The sequence below is a fragment of the Carboxylicivirga marina genome, from assembly GCF_016612505.1.
In the GTDB taxonomy this organism is placed as follows: Bacteria; Bacteroidota; Bacteroidia; order Bacteroidales; family Marinilabiliaceae; genus Carboxylicivirga; species Carboxylicivirga marina.
This window is the reverse complement of record NZ_JAENRR010000009.1, coordinates 26,310-45,481: the sequence shown is the minus strand read 5'-3', so window position 1 is coordinate 45,481 and position 19,172 is coordinate 26,310. Positions and strand designations below refer to the sequence as shown.

16 protein-coding genes are annotated in these 19,172 nt (G+C 36.3%); 9 read left to right on the top strand and 7 right to left on the bottom strand.

The window, feature by feature from the left end:
* The first annotated feature begins 189 nt into the window (after positions 1 to 189).
* Together JIV24_RS05800 and JIV24_RS05795 are read left to right on the top strand one after the other, a co-directional pair.
* A complete protein-coding gene (locus JIV24_RS05800) occupies positions 190 to 717 on the top strand; it encodes a DUF7935 family protein (protein ID WP_200464072.1) in 528 nt (175 codons plus the stop codon).
* 8 nt (positions 718 to 725) lie between these two features.
* A complete protein-coding gene (locus JIV24_RS05795; protein ID WP_200464071.1) occupies positions 726 to 1,481 on the top strand; it encodes a glycosyltransferase family 2 protein in 756 nt (251 codons plus the stop codon).
* Here JIV24_RS05795 and JIV24_RS05790 read toward each other — a convergent pair.
* Both JIV24_RS05790 and JIV24_RS05785 read right to left on the bottom strand, forming a co-directional pair.
* Positions 1,478 to 3,871, bottom strand: coding sequence for a polysaccharide biosynthesis tyrosine autokinase (locus JIV24_RS05790; protein WP_200464070.1), 2,394 nt, complete (start codon positions 3,869 to 3,871; stop codon positions 1,478 to 1,480). The genes JIV24_RS05795 and JIV24_RS05790 overlap by 4 nt on opposite strands.
* Positions 3,872 to 3,933: 62 nt before the next feature.
* A complete protein-coding gene (locus JIV24_RS05785; protein ID WP_200464069.1) occupies positions 3,934 to 5,259 on the bottom strand; it encodes an amidohydrolase family protein in 1,326 nt (441 codons plus the stop codon).
* 135 nt (positions 5,260 to 5,394) lie between these two features.
* On the opposite strand from JIV24_RS05785, the gene JIV24_RS05780 reads away from it, so the two are divergent.
* The 4 genes from JIV24_RS05780 to JIV24_RS05765 all read left to right on the top strand — a co-directional run bounded on the left by JIV24_RS05780 (position 5,395) and on the right by JIV24_RS05765 (position 9,920).
* Positions 5,395 to 6,288 (top strand): DMT family transporter, encoded by an 894-nt coding sequence (locus JIV24_RS05780; protein ID WP_200464068.1) that lies wholly within the window; start codon positions 5,395 to 5,397, stop codon positions 6,286 to 6,288.
* A gap of 558 nt (positions 6,289 to 6,846) precedes the next feature.
* Positions 6,847 to 8,271, top strand: a complete 1,425-nt coding sequence (locus tag JIV24_RS05775; protein ID WP_200464067.1) for a tetratricopeptide repeat protein — start codon at positions 6,847 to 6,849, stop codon at positions 8,269 to 8,271.
* Positions 8,264 to 9,175 carry a DUF368 domain-containing protein gene (locus JIV24_RS05770; protein ID WP_200464066.1) on the top strand — a complete coding sequence of 304 codons (912 nt, stop codon included), beginning with the start codon at positions 8,264 to 8,266 and terminating at the stop codon, positions 9,173 to 9,175. Before JIV24_RS05775 ends, JIV24_RS05770 begins: the two co-directional genes overlap by 8 nt.
* Positions 9,176 to 9,179: 4 nt before the next feature.
* A complete protein-coding gene (locus JIV24_RS05765) occupies positions 9,180 to 9,920 on the top strand; it encodes a shikimate dehydrogenase family protein (protein ID WP_200464065.1) in 741 nt (246 codons plus the stop codon).
* A 2-nt stretch (positions 9,921 to 9,922) separates the two neighbouring features.
* Here JIV24_RS05765 and truA read toward each other — a convergent pair whose 3' ends face one another.
* Positions 9,923 to 10,702 (bottom strand): tRNA pseudouridine(38-40) synthase TruA, encoded by a 780-nt coding sequence (truA, locus tag JIV24_RS05760; protein WP_200464064.1) that lies wholly within the window; start codon positions 10,700 to 10,702, stop codon positions 9,923 to 9,925.
* A gap of 153 nt (positions 10,703 to 10,855) precedes the next feature.
* Here truA and JIV24_RS05755 point away from each other — a divergent pair, with 153 nt between their 5' ends.
* The 3 genes from JIV24_RS05755 to JIV24_RS05745 all read left to right on the top strand — a co-directional run bounded on the left by JIV24_RS05755 (position 10,856) and on the right by JIV24_RS05745 (position 12,582).
* Positions 10,856 to 11,302: a nuclear transport factor 2 family protein gene (locus tag JIV24_RS05755; protein ID WP_200464063.1), complete on the top strand. Its 447-nt coding sequence runs from the start codon at positions 10,856 to 10,858 to the stop codon at positions 11,300 to 11,302.
* Positions 11,303 to 11,362: 60 nt separating this feature from the next.
* Positions 11,363 to 11,980 carry a protein-L-isoaspartate(D-aspartate) O-methyltransferase gene (locus JIV24_RS05750; protein WP_234445719.1) on the top strand — a complete coding sequence of 206 codons (618 nt, stop codon included), beginning with the start codon at positions 11,363 to 11,365 and terminating at the stop codon, positions 11,978 to 11,980.
* A gap of 62 nt (positions 11,981 to 12,042) precedes the next feature.
* The gene (locus JIV24_RS05745) at positions 12,043 to 12,582 is read left to right on the top strand and encodes a glutathione peroxidase (protein ID WP_200464061.1); all 540 of its coding nucleotides are present in this window, start codon (positions 12,043 to 12,045) and stop codon (positions 12,580 to 12,582) included.
* A 146-nt stretch (positions 12,583 to 12,728) separates the two neighbouring features.
* Here the strand turns inward: JIV24_RS05745 and JIV24_RS05740 are convergent, their stop codons facing one another.
* The 4 genes from JIV24_RS05740 to JIV24_RS05725 form a co-directional block, all read right to left on the bottom strand.
* Positions 12,729 to 14,849 carry a M3 family metallopeptidase gene (locus JIV24_RS05740; protein ID WP_200464060.1) on the bottom strand — a complete coding sequence of 707 codons (2,121 nt, stop codon included), beginning with the start codon at positions 14,847 to 14,849 and terminating at the stop codon, positions 12,729 to 12,731.
* Positions 14,850 to 14,967: 118 nt separating this feature from the next.
* Positions 14,968 to 16,395, bottom strand: coding sequence for a chromosomal replication initiator protein DnaA (gene dnaA, locus JIV24_RS05735; protein WP_200464059.1), 1,428 nt, complete (start codon positions 16,393 to 16,395; stop codon positions 14,968 to 14,970).
* 305 nt (positions 16,396 to 16,700) lie between these two features.
* Positions 16,701 to 17,945: an MlaD family protein gene (locus JIV24_RS05730; RefSeq protein ID WP_200464058.1), complete on the bottom strand. Its 1,245-nt coding sequence runs from the start codon at positions 17,943 to 17,945 to the stop codon at positions 16,701 to 16,703.
* Between the two features lie 84 nt (positions 17,946 to 18,029).
* Positions 18,030 to 19,139: an N-acetylmuramoyl-L-alanine amidase family protein gene (locus tag JIV24_RS05725; protein WP_200464057.1), complete on the bottom strand. Its 1,110-nt coding sequence runs from the start codon at positions 19,137 to 19,139 to the stop codon at positions 18,030 to 18,032.
* Between the last annotated feature and the right edge of the window lie 33 nt (positions 19,140 to 19,172).

Below are 19,172 nucleotides of genomic sequence, written 5' to 3'. Positions count from 1 at the left end.
TAGTTAAAAATCATAAGCAACCAACATTTCCAATAAGATACATCATCATAATTCAATGTTTTTTACTTACACATACAAACATAGCACAAACATTAAATTTCGAATCAAATAAATTAACCACATTAATATTGTGAATTATAATTTTACAATTTAACAACTAGGACCATAAACCACATAAATTACACGTTAATGATTACCATAAACGAATTACTAAAAATAGCGGCCGTAGTTTTATTAATTGCCCTGCCACTTTTAATTCTCATTAGATGGTTTTTTAAACACAACCTTAAATTAAAAGAACTTGAACTGGCCAACAGCACTTATAAGGAATTAATCCCCACAAGACTACAGGCCTATGAAAGGTTAGCTATTTTATTGGAGCGCATTAGCCCTGAAACGATAGTCATCAGAGAAAACAAACAAGGATTAAGCAGTTTACAATTCCAGAAGCAACTCCTGCAAATCATTCGACAGGAATTTGAGCATAATTTTGCCATGCAGATTTATTTACCGGCAAAAACATGGGATGCTATTATAAAAGCACGTGACGAAGTTGTTAAACTCATTAATACATCAGCTGCCGAAACTCAAGCCAATGCCCCCTCGATTGAATTGTCAAGAATCATTCTGGAGAAAGGCATTAATGACACCAACTTCTATATAAAGAAAGCCAAAGAAGTACTCAAAAAAGACATCCAGTTATATTATTTTGACTAGAAGCATTAATGAAGAAAATATCAATTATAACAGTCACTTACAATTGCGAGCAAACACTTGCCGACACCATCGAAAGCATCAATAGTCAAACTGTTAGAGATCAAATTGAATACATTATAATTGATGGGCAATCAAAAGACAGAACCATTGATATAATTAAAAAAAATGAATCGGATATAAACCACTGGATTAGCGAACCCGACAAAGGAATTTATGATGCTATGAACAAAGGCCTAAAGCTTGCTTCTTGCAATTGGGTGGGCTTTTTACATGCCGATGATATTTTTGCCAACAATCATGTGATAGAAAATCTACTAAACAGAGTTGATGGCACAAATTTTAATGCAACCTATGGCAATTTAAATTATATCCAGGCTCAACCACCACATAAAATTATTCGCAACTGGAAAAGCCAAGCATTTAACCACAAACTACTTAAACGAGGCTGGATGCCACCCCATCCAACATTATACATAAAAAAGGAATTAATCGAGGAACTTGGTTATTTCAACACCGACTTTAAGATTTCGGCAGATTACGATTATATATTAAGACTATTTAGTAACCACCAAACAAACAGCTTATATATAGATGACACCATCGTAAACATGCGCTTAGGTGGAGTAAGCAATAATTCCATCAAGAACATTATTCAAAAGTCAAAAGAAGATTACGCTGTCCTATCAAGCAATAAGGTTGGAGGGATATACGCCTTGTTCATCAAAAACTTCAGCAAACTCATCCAATTCCTCAAAAAAGACTAGGATTGAGTTTTACCACCATAATATTCTGCCGAATAATATCCGTAGCCCTTTTCATTCATTGAAAGATCATTGAGAATAACGCCAAGACCATCAACTCGCTCACTTGTTAGATTATCAATGGTATGCACCAAATGGTCTTTCGATGTATAATTCGAACGAACGATAAAGAGGTTACAATCTGAATAGTGCATCAACAAACGAGCATCGGCCACTAAACCAATTGGTGGTGAATCGATAACCACAATATCGAAGTTATCTCTAAGATATTGATACAACTCATGTGTTTTATCGCCCACTATCAATTCACTTGGGTTTGGCGGTATTGGCCCAGCCGGAATGACACTTACACCATCCAACTCCGTATCGTAAATAATATCTTCAACCGCACTCTGGCCAATAAAGTAATTCGACAAGCCCTGTTTACTATTCAGATTAAATAAAGCAGTTAGCCTAGGCTTACGCATATCAAAACCTACCAAAACCGTTTTTTTACCTGAAATGGCAAATACAGATGCGATATTCTGCGCACAGAAAGTTTTACCTTCACCGGTATTGGAACTTGTAAGGGTAATGACCTTAAAATCATTGGCACCAGCCATAAACTTCAGCTTGGTACGAATTGAGCGAAATGATTCACTAATAATAGAATGTGGATGCTCATTAATTACATTCTCGGCGCCACTTTTATTATTGAAAACCATCCCTAATACAGGTACTTCCGGAATTAAATATTTTAGATCATCTGCACCTCGTACTTTTGTGTTTAAAAACTCTTTTAAACCAATAAATACTGCAGGAATAAGCAAGGCTAGCATGATGCCTTTTTTATAATCACTATTTTTGTTTGGTGACACAATAGCACTAATCGATGCATTGTCAATGATTTCATTATCGGGCACATTACTCGCTTTCGAAATCTGAGTCTCTGAATGCTTTTGGAGTAAGAAGGTATAGATAGCATCATTTAGTTTATACGTGCGATCGATTATTAAATAATCTTTTTCTAACTCCGGAAGCTTCTCCATATCCTGCAAGATAGCGCTCAGCTCTTTTTCAATTTTCGCTTTTTCAAGGCCGAAATTTCGTAATACCTGGTTAATTGATTTATTGAGCAAATCAACAGTTACTTCAATTTTGCTCTGAACAGTTACTAAATATTGATTATTCAACTGAGCTGCTCCTTTCAGCATCTCCTTTTCTTTTTGCAGTTCAATTAATTGCGCCACAAACTCATTCACAAGCCCTGTGTTTTTATTATCAACAGCAGGCAACAAAAACTCTTCAAAATCATTAGAAACCTCCAAGTTTTTCTTAATATACTCATAGTATTCAATGCGCATATCAAGCATTTTAAGCTTACTCTCGGTATCATAATATTTATCGGCCAATTTTTGAGAAAACTCCGAAGGCCCCATAAAGCGGTTAGCTTTACGATAAGATGATAAGCGGTTTTGAACTTTATCCAGCGTATCAGAAACTGTTTTCAGCTGCGCTTCAATAAATGCAATTGAGCGTGTTGCCATATCGTTTTTACGATCCAGGTTATGCTCAAGAATCACCTCACACAACTCATCTAAAAACCTCACTATTTTACCCCTACTTGTTCCAATTGACGAGATAAATAAAATACTGGAACCTTCGCGATAAGGTGCAACTCCAAGTGTAGAGCGGTATTCACTCGTTAGTTGCTGATGTGTTTTGAAAATAAAATAGTACGAAACTCCAGGAGTTAGATTGACATTGTTTTTTCTTCTGACTTTAAAAGAGAATGCATCTTCACTTACCCATTCGTTTAAACTAACAAGCTTAGAATACTCGAGTGCACCTGTTCGACCGGCAAATTTTTCGCTCGAATAATTATGCAGCACTCCACCTTCGCTGTTGATTTTTACGCTAATCTCATTTACCTCATTAAAAACCAGTTCAATAGGCACATTTACCAACTGAGGGTGAACTGAATCAAATTCAATTGTAAAAGGAGAACTATTGTATAACTCTGAATCTTTAAAACGACCTTTTTGATAGTATGACACACCAAAATCAAGCCTATCAATAGCCTTCTTAATAATATTGCGTGAACGAATAATGAAGCTCTGATTTTCAACACTTCGCATCTCTGGCGATAAACCAAAGCCCTCAATTAAATCAGCTTGAGATAATGTCTTCTGCTCACTACCTTTTAGCATTAACGTAGCCGAAGCCTTGTAAACAGGCACTGTATAACGATGATACATAAAGACAGCTCCTAAACACAACGGAACAGATATAACAAACAGGTACCAGTTTTTTAAAACCAGACGAATTAATCTATTGATATCAAAAAGGTTATCCCCAGCAGATTTTTTATTATTAGCTTGAAACGCCTGCGACGTATTTTCAGTATTATTCATTCATGTTAATTTGGCTTGCCAAATATATACATTTTCAGCCTTTTAATTACACTACCTGCTCCCTAGAGATAAGGACTACGATACAAATAGCGCCCATTAACTTTATGCGAATTAAAATTTTCACCATTATAAACCATGCATCCTTTAATAAAAACAAACTCCACCCGACCTTCCAACGGAAAAGGATTGCCGTCTGATGCTTCTACCCCTGGTAAGTGGCAGTACAGATTACGCTTATAATCCGGATTCCAAACAACAATGTCAGCATCACTACCTACCCTTAAGGTCCCTTTTTGAGGAAAAACTCCCATAAATCGAGCTGGCCGACACGATATCAGGTTTACCCATTCGCCGCATGAAATTTTACCGCGAGCAACACCCCATGTATACATCACTGACAACAAGTTTTTCATTAATATGTACTCATCGGGCCTATTATCAACCTGACTGGATTTTACAACACCCTGCCCTGACAACTTATTCATAGGCTTGGCCAGCAGGAAGTTTTCTTTTGTCAAACAACGCCAAATGTCTGCCTCTGCTAATAGATTAAGTTTATCAACCAATGGAAAACCAGAATAAACAGAACGATTATCAATAACCATCTTATCGGAATCAGCTATATGAAAAGGAAACATTAACTCAGCATAAACATTTCCATTAGCAGAGAAACGTTCAATCAACTCCAATTCTTCTTTAAAACAGACATTCAGAATACAAATAGTACATTTGGCTTGCACAGACAACTCGAGAATCTCTTTCATTTGTGCTAAATGACTATTTATTGATTCAAGGTACTCATCGGACAATGATTCATACCATACATTAACATCTACAGGTCTTTGCATGTCAATTAATACCGGGGTAGAATCCTTGCCAGTTACATGCAATAATCTTTCTAAAGCATCTTTATCATCTTGTTTAACCGGCCACTTTAAATAAAAGGAAGCGATACCCTCATGGGCATAACAATAGTCGATATCTGCCCCTTTCAAAATATCCCAATCACTCATAGAAAGATGATAACCATAATCGGCATTTATCCCATAGTTTATCTTCTTCTTTCTTATTAGTTCCTCACGAAACGAAAACGAAACTTCAGGCAATATTGGCTCTAACACAGTTGTTGTTCCTGCACTAATTTGAGCTTGATTAAAGCGTTTCAATGCTGCGTCATCAGACGATATTAGCTCACTAAAAAAAATATTGGTATCAATTGTACCTGGTATAAGCAACTTACCTTTGGCATCAATAACAGGCGTTTCCGGTTCCGGTCGTTCAATCCCTTCACTAATCTCCATTAGTTTGTCATTCCCAATCAGAACATCTTTATAATACAACTCTCCATCAACAACAATCTTCCCATTTTTAATTAGAACATAATCCATGGCAGTTGTTTTTTCTTTAAATATATCAATTCAACTAAGCATTTGCAAATCAATCACTAAGCATCTTTACCTTTTATCAGTCTAAAACTTGACGGCTAAATTATCTTTGATACTTTTGCGGCAAATAATTTGTCTATGTGGTTTTACCTTGCCTTTTCATCGGCCATGCTGCTTGGAATATATGATGTTTTCAAGAAAATGTCACTTAACAACAATGCCGTACTACCGGTATTAATGCTAAGCATATCGACATCGGCATTAATATTCATTCCATTTATATTATTATCAAACTACAATATTATCGGACATGAGCATTGGCTTCATATCCCCAAACTAAATGCAACACAACATCTACAGGTCGTACTAAAATCAGTCATCGTATTAACATCTTGGATATTCTCTTTTTTTGCACTCAAGCATTTACCCATCACTATTGTAACACCCATTAGAGCAACCGGACCGCTTTGGACACTTTTAGGAGCATTAGTTATATTTTCAGAACAACTAAATGGATTACAATGGATTGGAATAGCTACCACCCTATTATTCTTCTATTTATTTTCGACAACAGGCAAAACAGAAGGAATTAGTTTTATTTCCAACAAATGGTTTTGGTTCATCATCTTAGCCACACTTAGTGGTGCCGTCAGTGGCTTATACGACAAATACTTACTGCAACAATTAGATCGAATGGCTATACAAGCATGGTTCTCAATTTATCAGTGGTTTTTAATGATACCAATAGTTGCATTTCTTTGGTGGCCTTCGAGAAAAAAATCTACACCTTTTTCATTTCGATGGACCATTCCACTCATAGGAATTATGCTCGTTTTAGCTGATTACCTCTACTTCAAAGCTCTTAGTCAAACTGATGCATTGATATCCGTTATTTCTGCCATTAGAAGAGGAGGCGTAATCATTGCTTTTACATTTGGCGCCATTGTATTTAAAGAACAGAACATTAAGAAGAAATCACTTTATCTTCTGGGTATTTTAGCAGGTATATCCATTTTGCTTTTTTCTTCATAAACAAATGGCAATTGCACGGTATCGTACATCATTTCATACAAAATCGTACATTTTCGCAAAGGTGAAATCTAACGTAAATTCAGCTATACTCCACAATAACTGATCCTTACAAACAGTGGCACATATATTGTTTTAACACCGACAATTGTAACGACAATTACTGTAATGCTAATAGCGCATAATAACAAAACAAAACGAAGGTATTGCTCAGGAATATGAAGAATTCAAACACTCACAAAGGAAATGGCGATTTCTTTACTATACTATAATAATGAGGCACTTGCTTCATTAGTTTCTTCATTAAAAATCCAGGCGATCGCCTGAAGGACATTCACCAACACGGTTTCTAGTGTTTTGGCGATAAAGGTGTAATTTCTCTTCAGGCATGGAGGCTGCAACCCAACCCAAAAGAGTTCAGCCTCTTTTTTTGTGCCTTTTTTTTACCTTTAAATAGATGTTTACAATTCTAATTGTCAATAAACCTGTTGATAACAATTTCGGCGACTGGTTGTCGTTGGTAATAAAATTGATATTTTTGTAACATTAAATATAATGTATATGCAGGATTTCTTGCGCGCAAGTCACGATGAGGCTTTGCAGGCGATTGAAAGATTTGAGAAGATGATAAGCACTGATAAAATTGAATATTTTGACGTGCACCAGATTGAGAGCATTTATGACTTCTACTTTGAAAAGAACTTAACTGACCAGGCGGCTAAGATATTAGACATAGGACTTTCGCAGCACCCTAATGCAGCAAGTCTGATTGTTAAAAAAGCCATGTTAATTGCCGAAAACGGGGATATTGATGAAGCCCTGGAACATCTTTATAAAATCGAACCAATTGAGTCTACCAACACCGATGTATTAATGACATTAGGCTGGATTATGCTTCAAAAACATCAGACAAACAAAGCACTTAACTACTTTTGGAAAGCTGCTAAAGTTTCATTCGAAGATAAGGAAGATACTCTTTTGGAAATCGCATACAACCTCAATCAATATGAATTGTATGTTGAGGCAATAAAGTTTCTTGAGGAATTACTAAAAACATATCCTCAAAATGAAAATGCCCTATTTGAATATGCCTATTCCTTAGACAAAGTATTGGAGTATCAGCAAAGCATTGATGCCTACAAACGTCTTCTGGATATAAATCCTTTCTCCGAAAATGGCTGGTACAATATTGGCATCATCTACAACAAGCTTGGCAATCACCTGGACGCCTGTCAGGCATATGATTTTACACTTGCTGTAAACCCAAACCACGAAGAAGCTTATTTCAACAAAGGCAATAGCCTTGTTCAGTCTGGCCACTTTAAAGAAGCGATTGAATCATATACCGAGCACATTACCATTAGCAAAGACACAGCGCTAACTTATCAATACATTGCCGACTGCTGGGAGCAACTCAACAATTATGATTTAGCTATTCGTTTTTATAAGCTGGCCATTAAATTATCACCGAAACTGTCCGACGCCTGGTATGGCATGGGCACTAGTTTAATGGAATCAGCTAACTTCCAGGGCGGCATCCAAGCTATCGATCAGGCTATTTCAATTAATGCACTCAATGCCGATTATTGGTTTGCGCATGCAAGAGGTCTATTTGAACTTGACAAAGCAGAAGATGCAGCCCACAGCCTGGAGAACGGATTAAATTTAGATCCTGACGAACTAACAGGTTGGTTTGAGTTATTAAAACTAAAAATCATCTTGAACAAAGATTTTGTCATCATTGATTACATCAACACAATTAGTGAAAGATACCCTGATACATCTGCGATACATTATCTTGCGGCCATCGCTCATTATCATTATTTAAAAGATAAACAAAATGCTCTACAAGCATTTAAAAAGGGCCTTTCAATTGATCCGGATGGCATTAGTGATATTGAACAAGACTATCCTTCGTTTTTGCAAGACAGTGACGTAAAAGAACTCATCAATCAAGAAAATTACAAGAATAAGCTCAATGAATAATTCAGTTACTTCATTTATAAACATTGCCATTAAAGGAGCTGCCATGGGTGCGGCTAATGTTATCCCAGGTGTTTCGGGTGGCACTATCGCACTGATTACCGGTATTTTCGAACGACTTATTAATGCCATTAAGTCCTTCAACGGAAAAGCAGTACAACTCCTCTTAAAAGGAGAATTAAAAGCATTCGCTCAACATATCGACCTGTATTTTCTTGTTGCACTTTTTAGCGGGGTTGGAATTGCAGTTGTCACACTGGCTAAACTTTTTGAATTTCTCTTTGATAATTACCCGATCTATATTTGGGCATTCTTTTTTGGACTGGTACTCGCTTCGGTATATTTTGTAGGTAAAACAGTTAAGAAATGGAACATCTCATCAATTATCAGTTTAGTGATAGGAACAGGTATCGCTATATCATTTACCGTACTGACTCCTGCAAATGAGAATGATTCCTTCTTTTATTTAATACTCTGCGGGGTGGTAGCTATTTGTAGCATGATATTACCCGGACTTTCAGGTTCGTTTGTTTTGATACTATTAGGCAATTACCAATTAGTTATGATTGATGCCATCAATAATTTATCTGTCAAAATTTTATTTCCAATAGCCATTGGTGCAGGGGTTGGACTCATTGCCTTCTCTCACTTCTTATCGTGGTTATTAAAAAAATACCACAATCAAACTATTGCTTTACTTACCGGATTTATTGCAGGTTCACTTGGTATTTTATGGCCTTGGAAACATGAAGTAACACAGCAGTTTGGTGATAAAATTAAAACGGTAGACTACCATTATTTCCAACCTGAACTCAATTCGGAGTTTTATTTTGCTGTTCTTTTTATTATTTTAGGTATTGCAAGCATTACAATAACCGAGCTTTTAGCAACCAAAAAGAAAGACTAGGATTATGAAAACGTTTGGTTTAATAGGATTTCCATTAGCACAATCTTTCTCACAGAAGTATTTTACGAAAAAGTTTAAGGATGAAAACATCGATGCCCGATACCTTAACTTCGAGATGGAAGACATTACCGAATTACCTGAAGTATTAAACCATCATGCCTACATCGCAGGATTAAGTATTACTATTCCTCACAAAGAAAATGTATTTAAATACCTTGATGATATTGATGAAGCAGCAAAAGAGATAGGCGCATGCAATATCGTTAAAATAACGTGGAGCAATAAAAACCCAAAGCTCGCCGGCTTCAACACCGATGTTATTGGGTTTACAGAGTCAATTAAACCGCTTATAAAAGAACATCACACAAGAGCAATAGTTCTTGGAACCGGAGGTGCAGCTAAAGCCATTGTTCAAGGGTTGAAAATACTGGGAATTGAATCCAAGTACGTTTCAAGAAAGAAGAATAATGATAACCTCACTTACTCAGAGCTAAACAAAGCCATCCTTGATGAATACACTGTGATTATCAATTGTACACCACTAGGCATGTATCCAAACATCACTGAATGCCCTGACATACCTTATGCCTTGCTATCAGAAAAGCATCTGCTGTACGATTTAACCTACAACCCTGAGCTAACACAATTTCTAAAAAATGGCAAAGAACAGGGCGCTGCGATAAAGAATGGATTAGAAATGCTGCATCTTCAAGCTGAGGCAGCCTGGAAAATTTGGAATGAATAAGACTACTTAAATGGCGGAAATCGTTTTGCTGTCGGTTTAAAAACATTATCTGGATACTCAACATCAACTAAAAACAAAGCCTTACCTGGTACTGAAGTACCTGCACTTCCCCTATCCTTTTTCTTAATAACCTCTTTAAACTGCTCAACTGTAATCTTCCCACGTCCCACCTCAAGCAATGTACCAACAATGGCACGAACCATATTACGTAAAAAACGGTCTGCTTTAATCACAAACACAACACCATCACCCACTTGCTTCCATTCAGCCTGAACAACCTTACAATTATTCGTCTTCACATCAGTATGAAGCCTACTGAAGCTTGTAAAATCATTGAATTCAAACAGAATCCTGGCGGCTTCATTCATTTTATCAACATCAAACTGATAAAATGGACGATAGCTAAAATCAACCACAAACGGATTTTTTTCATTTCGCAAATAATAATGATACGTGCGAGCAATGGCATGAAATCGACTATGTGACTCTTCACTTACCTTTTGAGCCGAATAAACCACAACACCATCTCCAACGATACGATTAAGCTTATGTACTAATTTATTCGTGTTTTCAATTTCAACAGCACTATCAAAATGCGCCACAAAATAAGAAGCGTGAACGCCAGTATCGGTTCGTCCGCATCCAACTACCTTCACATCTTGTCGCAAAGCCTTATTTAAAGCCTCATTTAAAACCTCCTGAACACTTATTGCATTCGGCTGAATTTGCCACCCATGAAACGATGCTCCGTTATATGCTAATTCAATAAAGTACCTGTGCATAATTCAACTACGATTTTTAGCCGCCAAAGTTAAACAAAATTATTCCTGAATAAGAAGACATCAGTACTGGTTGACATCGTTTGGTCAAATAACTAACTTTAATAAACCTGCTAATTAAAAACTTAAAAACTACTAACCACAAAAATCTGCACCATGGAAACAATCAAAAGTCCACAAATCAATCAAGAAACAACTCCCATTCTTGCAATTCTGGATAAACTCATCCACTCGCAAGAAAACGGCAACCTAAATGCCTTTTCAGAATGCTTTGCACAGGATGATAAAACAGTAAATATAGGTACCGACCTTGATGAAATATGGTATACTTGGTCGTCGTTTTATGATTGGATGAAAACCGCTATTAAAAACAAACCCGATTACACCATTGCCTCAAAAGATACGCGTGTTCAACTAAGCCAATCCAAAGAAGTTGCCTGGTACTCTCAACTACTTGATACCTGTTTTGAAACTAAAGGAGAACCATTTAGACTTGAAGGATTCAGACATACTGGTGTACTTGAAAAAAGAAATAACAAGTGGCTAATTGTACAAAGCCACATATCAATACCCGATAACACTTTACCTAATATTAATGAATAAATGGTGTTTTTTACATTCATATTAACTTTGCAACTATTAAGCAGTCAAGATTATATAAGTATGCGAACAGAAATGGTAGAAGAGCAAATAATCAAACGTGGCATTACACATAGCGCCACAATTGATGCGCTCAAAACCGTTCCTCGCCACCTTTTTGTTCCTTCTGATCTTCAGATTTATGCCTATCACGATCGACCTTTGCCAATTGGCCACAATCAAACGATTTCACAACCCTATATTGTGGCTTACATGACCGAAATGTTAAATCTCAAGTCGAGTGACAAAGTTCTGGAAATTGGCACAGGTTCAGGCTATCAGGCTGCCGTGTTAAGCAAAATTGTAAAAGAGGTTTACACCATTGAAATTGTTCCCCAACTTGGAAAACAGGCAGAAACGACCTTCAAAAACAATAACTACACAAACATTGGCTGTCGCATTGGCGATGGTTATCATGGGTGGGAAGAACATCACCCCTTTGATGCCATTATTATTACTGCAGCTCCACTACAGGTTCCCGAAAAACTTTTAAATCAATTAAAAGAAGGCGGACAACTCATTGCACCAATCGAAAAAAACGGACAGCAATATTTAACTCTGTATACCAAAACCAAAAATAAAATAAAAACGAAACAATTGATAGCCGTGCGCTTTGTACCATTCACACGCCATAAAGATTAAACAATTGGAAACAAATAAGCGTTACAAATAGGTAATCAAATACTTATTTAATATTTAAAAGCATGAAAATCATCTATTCATTAATACTATTATTCAACATCTCGATTATGAGTTCATTTGCACAAAAGTCATTTTATGATTTTGAGGTCAATACTATTGAAGGTAAAACATACGATCTCTCTCAATTAAAAGGCAAGAAGGTGATGATCGTTAATGTTGCCAGTAAATGTGGACTCACTCCGCAATATGAGCAATTACAGCAAATATTTGAAATGTATGGCGGAGATAATTTCACCATCATTGGCTTTCCGGCAAATAATTTCATGAGCCAGGAACCAGGCACAAATGATGAAATAGCTACATTTTGTCAGAAAAACTATGGTGTTACTTTTCAAATGATGAGCAAAATTTCCGTCAAAGGAGATGATATGCATCCGTTATATCATTGGTTAACAACAAAAACCCTCAATAAGCACAGTGACAGTAGTGTTAAGTGGAATTTTCAAAAATATCTGATTAATGAAAAGGGTGAGTTAGAGAAAGTTATTTCGCCAAAAACAAAGCCGAATGACGAAGAAGTAATCAGTTGGATTAATAGCTAAAAGTGAGGATAATGTGAGAAGTTACCGGCATTCAGTCTCTACTACTTTTTATGCAATCTTTCTGTATTTCCGGTAGTTTTTCTTCCAAGAATTAAAAAAGGTCGATGAACACTCATCGACCTTTCATATTGATTTTCAATTGATATCTAGTTCAATCCTCGTTTAATTAATAAAGGTTGCAACGAAGGGTCCTGTCCTCTAAACTTGCGATACTGCACCATACCTTCATCATCTCCACATTCTGACAAACAGTGTTTTCTAAATTTCTGAGCCAATTCCGTGTTAAAAATATCACCACTTTGCTTAAAAGCATCAAAAGCATCTGAATCCAACACGGCAGCCCAAATATACACATAGTATCCGGCGGCATAATAATCACTACTAAAAATATGACTAAAATACGTTGAACGATATCTTGGGATAATCTCTTCAATTAATCCAATATTATCCATTGCCTGCTGTTCAAATTCCAAAGAATTTTCGATATTCTCATCTGCCTTAAGGTTATGCCAGCTCAAATCAAGCAACGATGCAGCAAGATATTCAACGGTAACAAATCCCTGGTTAAAATGACCACTCTTTTGAATCTTTTCAATTAAATTATTCGGAATAACCTCACCAGTTTTGTAATGACGCGCGTAATGACGCATTACTTGTGGTTCGGCCGCCCAATTTTCCATAATTTGCGATGGTAGTTCTACATAATCCTGTGGAACCACACCAGCTGTACGATGAAATTCACCAGCTGTAAATAAGGCATGTAAGGCGTGTCCGAATTCGTGAAAAAGAGTACTCACTTCATCAAATGTTAACAAGGATGGAAGATCACCAGTAGGCTTCGTAAAATTACAAACAACAGATACCAATGGAGACACCTTTTCTCCATCCATAGTAATCGATTCACGGAAGCTGGTTTGCCAAGCACCTGGGCGCTTACTGGCTCGCGGATGATAATCAAGATATAACAATCCGATATGTTCTCCATTAGCCTCCTTAACCTCAAACACCTCAGCTTCTGGATTATAAAGCTGAATATTTGAGACAGGCGTAAATGTAATACCATAGAGTTTTTGAGCTACCCAAAACATACCATCACGCACATTACCTAACTGAAAATATGGTGTTATTTCAGACTCATCAAGGTCATATTTCTCTTTTCTTAACTTTTCGGCATAATACCACCAGTCCCACGATTGCAATTCAAAATTACCGCCTTCACGGTCAATTATCTTTTGCATTTCCTTCAACTCCTGTTTGGCAACTATTAATGCAGGCTTCCAAAGTCCCATTAGAAACTCATCAACATTTTCAGGAGTTTTAGCCATATTCACATCAATGGCATAAGCTGCATGCGTATCGTATCCTAAAAGCTTCACTTTTTGACTACGAAACATGGCCATTTTTCGCGCAATGTCTTTGTTGTCAAATTCATTGTCATTATTACCTCGCATAAAATACCCGCGGTAAATCTGCTCACGCAAATCACGATTATCAGCATACTGCAAAAAAGGAATCAAACTTGGCTTCTGTAGAGTAAACACCCATTTCCCTTCCATTCCGTTGTCTGTAGCAACTTCGGCAGCAGCAGATATAACACCCGCTGGCAATCCAGCCAAGTCTGCTTTCTTATCAACTACCAGCTTGAAGTTCTTATTGGTTTCAGCTAATTGATTTTCACTAAACTGAAGCTGTAATTTTGATAATTCTTCGTTTAATTTCTTTAGCTGCGTTTGTGCATCACCGGTTAATTCGGCACCATTTCTGACAAAATCATTGTAATACTTTTCTGTTACACGTTTCTGAGCTGCTGTTAAATTCATATCATTGCGTCGCTCATAAACAGCCTTAACCTTCGTAAACAAGGCCATGTTCATTGAAATATTATCTGAATGCTTAGTTAGCAAAGGTGTTATAACGCGTGCAATCTCCTGAATCTCATCTGAATTGTCAGTGCTTTGCATATTAAAATAAACGGAACTAACCTTATCTAATAATGCTCCTGAACGGTCATAAGCCAAAATGGTATTCTCAAAATTAGCCTCATTGGTATTGGCAACAATGGTAGCAATTTCATCAACCTGCTCTTGCATTCCTTGCTCAAAGGCAGGCATATAATGTTCAACTTTAATCAAGTCAAACGGAGGTGTTTGAAAAGGTGTTTCATACTCAGAGAAGAACGGGTTCATATTTTCCGTTGTCTTTGTGGGGGTTTGACATGCACTTGCCAACACCATTACGGCCAGCAAAAAACTAAATAATTTATTCATCGTCATAATATTTAGATTGGATTTAATGATGACTGAAATTTTCAGCGAAAAATCAAAAGTATAAAAAAAAGACATCCCAAAATGAGATGTCTTTATGTTTTGCAACTTCTATATCGAGTTATGATTTCAATTGCGCTTCAATTTCTTTTATTTGACCTTTAAAATCCTTATCTGTTTCAATTAGATTATTAATGGCTTTACAGGCATGCAACACAGTAGCATGATCCTTTTTACCGATTTTAGCACCAATGGTAGACAGGGATGAGTTGGTTAAGCCCTTACTAAAAAACATGGCAATCTGGCGCGCTTGCACGATTTCGCGCTTACGAGTTTTAGATTGCAAAATATCAAGCTCCAATCCGAAGTAATCACATACCGTTTGTGAAATGGAATCAATTGACAATTCTTTAGTTGTCTTTTTAACTAACTTATCAATTATCTGTTTCGCCGATTCAAATGTTATCTCCTTCTTGTTTAAGGTAGCCTGCGCAAGTAATGATATAAGAGCACCTTCCAACTCTCTTACATTATTAACCACATTACTAGCAATATAATACACCACTTCCTCTGGTACACTTAAGCCATCTTTATAAATCTTCTTATTAAGAATAGAAACACGTGTTTCAAAGTCAGGAATCTGTAGATCAGCAGCTAATCCCCACTTAAAACGTGATAACAATCGATCTTCTAATCCTTGTAATTCAACCGGCGCTTTGTCACTCGTTAGAATTAACTGTTTGCCTGATTGATGAAGATGATTAAAGATATGGAAGAAAGTATTTTGCGTCTTTGTTTTTCCTGCAAACTCATGAACGTCGTCAATGATTAGCACATCAATCATCTGATAGAAGTTCAGGAAATCATTTTGTGAATTATTGCGTACTGAGTCGGTAAACTGCGTTTGAAATTTGTTAGCATTGACATACAAAACAGTTTTCTCTGGCATTTCACGTTTAACTTCGATACCTATAGATTGAGCCAAGTGTGTTTTACCTAAACCAGAATTACCATAAAGGAACAATGGGTTAAAAGCTGTTTTACCTGGATTCTTAGCTACCGCTAAACTAGCACTACGTGCCAGTCGATTACACTCTCCTTCTACAAAATTTTCGAAGTTGTAATCCCCATTTAATTGAGGATCCACGCTTAAGCGTTTAATTCCTGGAATAACAAAAGGATTTCGAATATCAGGTTTTTCCTGATTGGAAACACTAACAGGACGATTTCTTAAATCAGTTTTGTTACTTGTTGGGAAGTTTAAAGTATATGGTTGCTGGTTAGCGACGTGTGCATTATCCATTACAACATTATACTCAAGCTTTGCATTACCTCCAAGCTCCTTTCTCAGTGTCTTACTTAAAAGATCAATGTATTGTTCTTCTAAGTATTCATAAAAGAAAAGACTTGGCACCTGAATTGTTAAAACATCTTTATCAATTTTAATTGGTACAATAGGCTCAAACCAGGTCTGGTAACTAATCTGTGGTATATTATCCTTTATAACATTCAGGCAATTACCCCAAATTCTTTTGCAATCTACTTCCATTCTTTCTGCTTCCGTTTTAGAATTATGTTTCCTAACTACTTTTAATGCGAAAACAAAATTTGTGAAAAAAAAAATGAAAAAAAAACTTAAAAAGACTTGACTTTTACAAAGCTAATATTTGATATCTAGAAATCAGCTAATTAAATATAATTCGAGCAACTTCCTGATATTATGCACTTTATACCACACCACTAACTTTTAGTTAACACAGTAAAAGCCCTGTAATTAAACCTATTGAATGAATTGCGCTAGATAAAGTATTTTTTTTCAAAAAAAAATTAAAGTAACATTTATTAACAGTATATTTATTTTTTGACCTCAATCTTTTTGGCTTTTTTCAAGCTGATTGGCACCCCATTTTCCAAGGCAACTATTTTTGATTGGTCATAAATAACAATCACTTCATCTAATATTTTTTGTGCTTCGTCAAAATTTGAAGTTTGGCCACAAGTATAAATATATTTCGAATTTCGATAATCTTCGTGTACTTTATATAAGCCATTCAGTATTGCATTACCAAAATCCTGAGGTTGTTTTGACTCACTAATGACGACTTCGTATACAAGTCCTCCAACTCCATAAGCCTGATCGCTTACTACAACCTTACGCCCCATATTAACAGCTGAAAATGAAACATATCGCTTTGGATTATGCCTAAAATCAATCAATAAACGATTAAGGTTATTACTAACTTCAGTAAGTGAATGATACAGTTCTTCATCGGTCATTAACTGCCCTAACGAACCATTACCTGAGTTAAGGCTATCCAATAAAGAATTGGCACTTAAGAGGGTTTTATTAAGCTGCTCTACTGTACCATCAATATTTGACGATTCTAACTGCTGTGAGAAACTGGCCAGTTTCGAAAATGTAGAATCAATATATGGCCGTTGGGCCGACATCATTGCCAATATAGAATCGGTACGCTGAAGCATAACTGTTACTTCACCATCATCAGCCATCTTATTAGCCAAGCTTCGACTCACTCGCTCAAAATGCTGTAGTGACATATCCAGATTACGCATACTCGATTTAAATCGGCCCTTTTCTTCGCTAAACATTTCGCCAATATTCGTCAGAACAGTATCCAGCTTTACAATCAAACGCTCTGTCTTATCTTTTAATGGCAAAACCTCCATACTCATCTTATGAGCCAAATCACCCATAACTGAAGTATTCATAGTATCACCGACCGCCAGCATTTGTTGACTTTCACCAACAATAAACTGCACCCCTTTTGACCCCATTAAATCCAAACTATAGATCTGCGCTTTTGAATCAACCGGAATTAAAATTTCATCGAATAAGGTAAAAGTTACCAAAAAGCGATTAGGCTCTTGCGGATGAAACTCAATATCGCGCACCGAACCAATTTTAAACCCCCTAAAAAATACAGGACTAGCTTTTGTAAGACCATCAATCCGATTATAAACACCATAATAAGATTTTCCAACCTCTATTATATTGCGTCCTTTGAGGAAATTAAATCCCCATACGACAATCAGGAAAGCTACAAATACTGTTAATCCTATCTTAACTTCTTTCTTCATCGTTAGTTATTTGGTGGTTGAGTATTTCAATAAGTATGGATAAACAGGGCAATTTATTAAAAAATCGGGCCATTACCCAAATAATTAATTCTTTTGCCCCTGTAGGTTTCTTGCTTCACTAATGCTTATTTTATTATCGCCCCTAAAAGCTACGACAAAAGCATCAGAAATAACATTTCGCACATTCGACAATGAATCTAATATCACATTATAATCGGATGTACACCCGGTTGTATATTTAAAACGTTCGCCATCTTTATAAAACCAAATGTCATCGAACTTTTTATAAACCTGGGTACCTTCTTTAATCTTTCTTTTTGAAGATGCTATCTGAATACGATAATTGATTTTTGGCATCTCTGACTCGGCAGCCTTGCGGGCAATGTCTCCCATCTTGCTTTTTGAATCAAATTCAAGCTTATAATCACGTACCGCTCTAAATATAGCAGAAGCCATATAAGTTTGTCCTTTTTCTGACGCCATAAACTTTTCTTCTGAACTATTGGTCAAAAAACCAAGTTCAACCAGCACACTTGGCATTGACGCTTTTCGCAGCACCAAAAATCCGGCTTGTTTCACCCCCCTGTCTCTCCTACCAACACGTTCTTTAAATTGGTTTTGAACCAATGAAGCCATCTGAATACTTTGATCAATATGTACATTTTGCATTAATTCAAAAATGATGTACGATTCAGATACGTTGGGATCAAATCCTTCATAGGTTGCTGTATAGTCATCCTCAAGTACAATTACTGAGTTCTCAAGCTTTGCAACCTCGAGGTTCTCTTTAGTTCGGTGCAGTCCTAAAACAAAAGTTTCGGCCCCATATATTTTGGGTGTTGAGATGGCGTTGGCGTGAATTGATATAAACAAATCTGCATCACTTTTATTTGCAATTTCTGCTCTTTTATTAAGTGGAATAAAAACATCAGTCTTACGCGTATATACAACCTTAACATCGGGTAGATATTCATTGATATAAGCGCCCAACTTAAGTGCTACGTTTAATACAATATCTTTTTCCTTCGAAGCCTTCCCTATGGCTCCTGGATCTTTACCACCATGTCCGGCATCAATTACAACTGTTTTAAACTGTATTGATTCTTGCGCAAAAACACCTGAAGTGTTAAAAAGAAATAAAACACATAAACTTACTAAAATCGCATGCCGTGTTTTAAATAAATTAATTGTCATACTTTTACATTATTACTTTTCAAAAATAGGAAA

What these genes read in the sequence shown, in the direction of transcription:
- JIV24_RS05800 (WP_200464072.1), top strand. Translation starts at nt 190, where the DNA reads ATGATTACCATAAACGAATTACTAAAAATAGCGGCCGTAGTTTTATTA.
- JIV24_RS05795 (WP_200464071.1), top strand. Translation starts at nt 726, where the DNA reads ATGAAGAAAATATCAATTATAACAGTCACTTACAATTGCGAGCAAACA.
- JIV24_RS05790 (WP_200464070.1), bottom strand. Translation starts at nt 3,871, where the DNA reads ATGAATAATACTGAAAATACGTCGCAGGCGTTTCAAGCTAATAATAAA.
- JIV24_RS05785 (WP_200464069.1), bottom strand. Translation starts at nt 5,259, where the DNA reads ATGGATTATGTTCTAATTAAAAATGGGAAGATTGTTGTTGATGGAGAG.
- JIV24_RS05780 (WP_200464068.1), top strand. Translation starts at nt 5,395, where the DNA reads ATGTGGTTTTACCTTGCCTTTTCATCGGCCATGCTGCTTGGAATATAT.
- JIV24_RS05775 (WP_200464067.1), top strand. Translation starts at nt 6,847, where the DNA reads ATGCAGGATTTCTTGCGCGCAAGTCACGATGAGGCTTTGCAGGCGATT.
- JIV24_RS05770 (WP_200464066.1), top strand. Translation starts at nt 8,264, where the DNA reads ATGAATAATTCAGTTACTTCATTTATAAACATTGCCATTAAAGGAGCT.
- JIV24_RS05765 (WP_200464065.1), top strand. Translation starts at nt 9,180, where the DNA reads ATGAAAACGTTTGGTTTAATAGGATTTCCATTAGCACAATCTTTCTCA.
- truA (WP_200464064.1), bottom strand. Translation starts at nt 10,702, where the DNA reads ATGCACAGGTACTTTATTGAATTAGCATATAACGGAGCATCGTTTCAT.
- JIV24_RS05755 (WP_200464063.1), top strand. Translation starts at nt 10,856, where the DNA reads ATGGAAACAATCAAAAGTCCACAAATCAATCAAGAAACAACTCCCATT.
- JIV24_RS05750 (WP_234445719.1), top strand. Translation starts at nt 11,363, where the DNA reads ATGCGAACAGAAATGGTAGAAGAGCAAATAATCAAACGTGGCATTACA.
- JIV24_RS05745 (WP_200464061.1), top strand. Translation starts at nt 12,043, where the DNA reads ATGAAAATCATCTATTCATTAATACTATTATTCAACATCTCGATTATG.
- JIV24_RS05740 (WP_200464060.1), bottom strand. Translation starts at nt 14,849, where the DNA reads ATGAATAAATTATTTAGTTTTTTGCTGGCCGTAATGGTGTTGGCAAGT.
- dnaA (WP_200464059.1), bottom strand. Translation starts at nt 16,395, where the DNA reads ATGGAAGTAGATTGCAAAAGAATTTGGGGTAATTGCCTGAATGTTATA.
- JIV24_RS05730 (WP_200464058.1), bottom strand. Translation starts at nt 17,945, where the DNA reads ATGAAGAAAGAAGTTAAGATAGGATTAACAGTATTTGTAGCTTTCCTG.
- JIV24_RS05725 (WP_200464057.1), bottom strand. Translation starts at nt 19,139, where the DNA reads ATGACAATTAATTTATTTAAAACACGGCATGCGATTTTAGTAAGTTTA.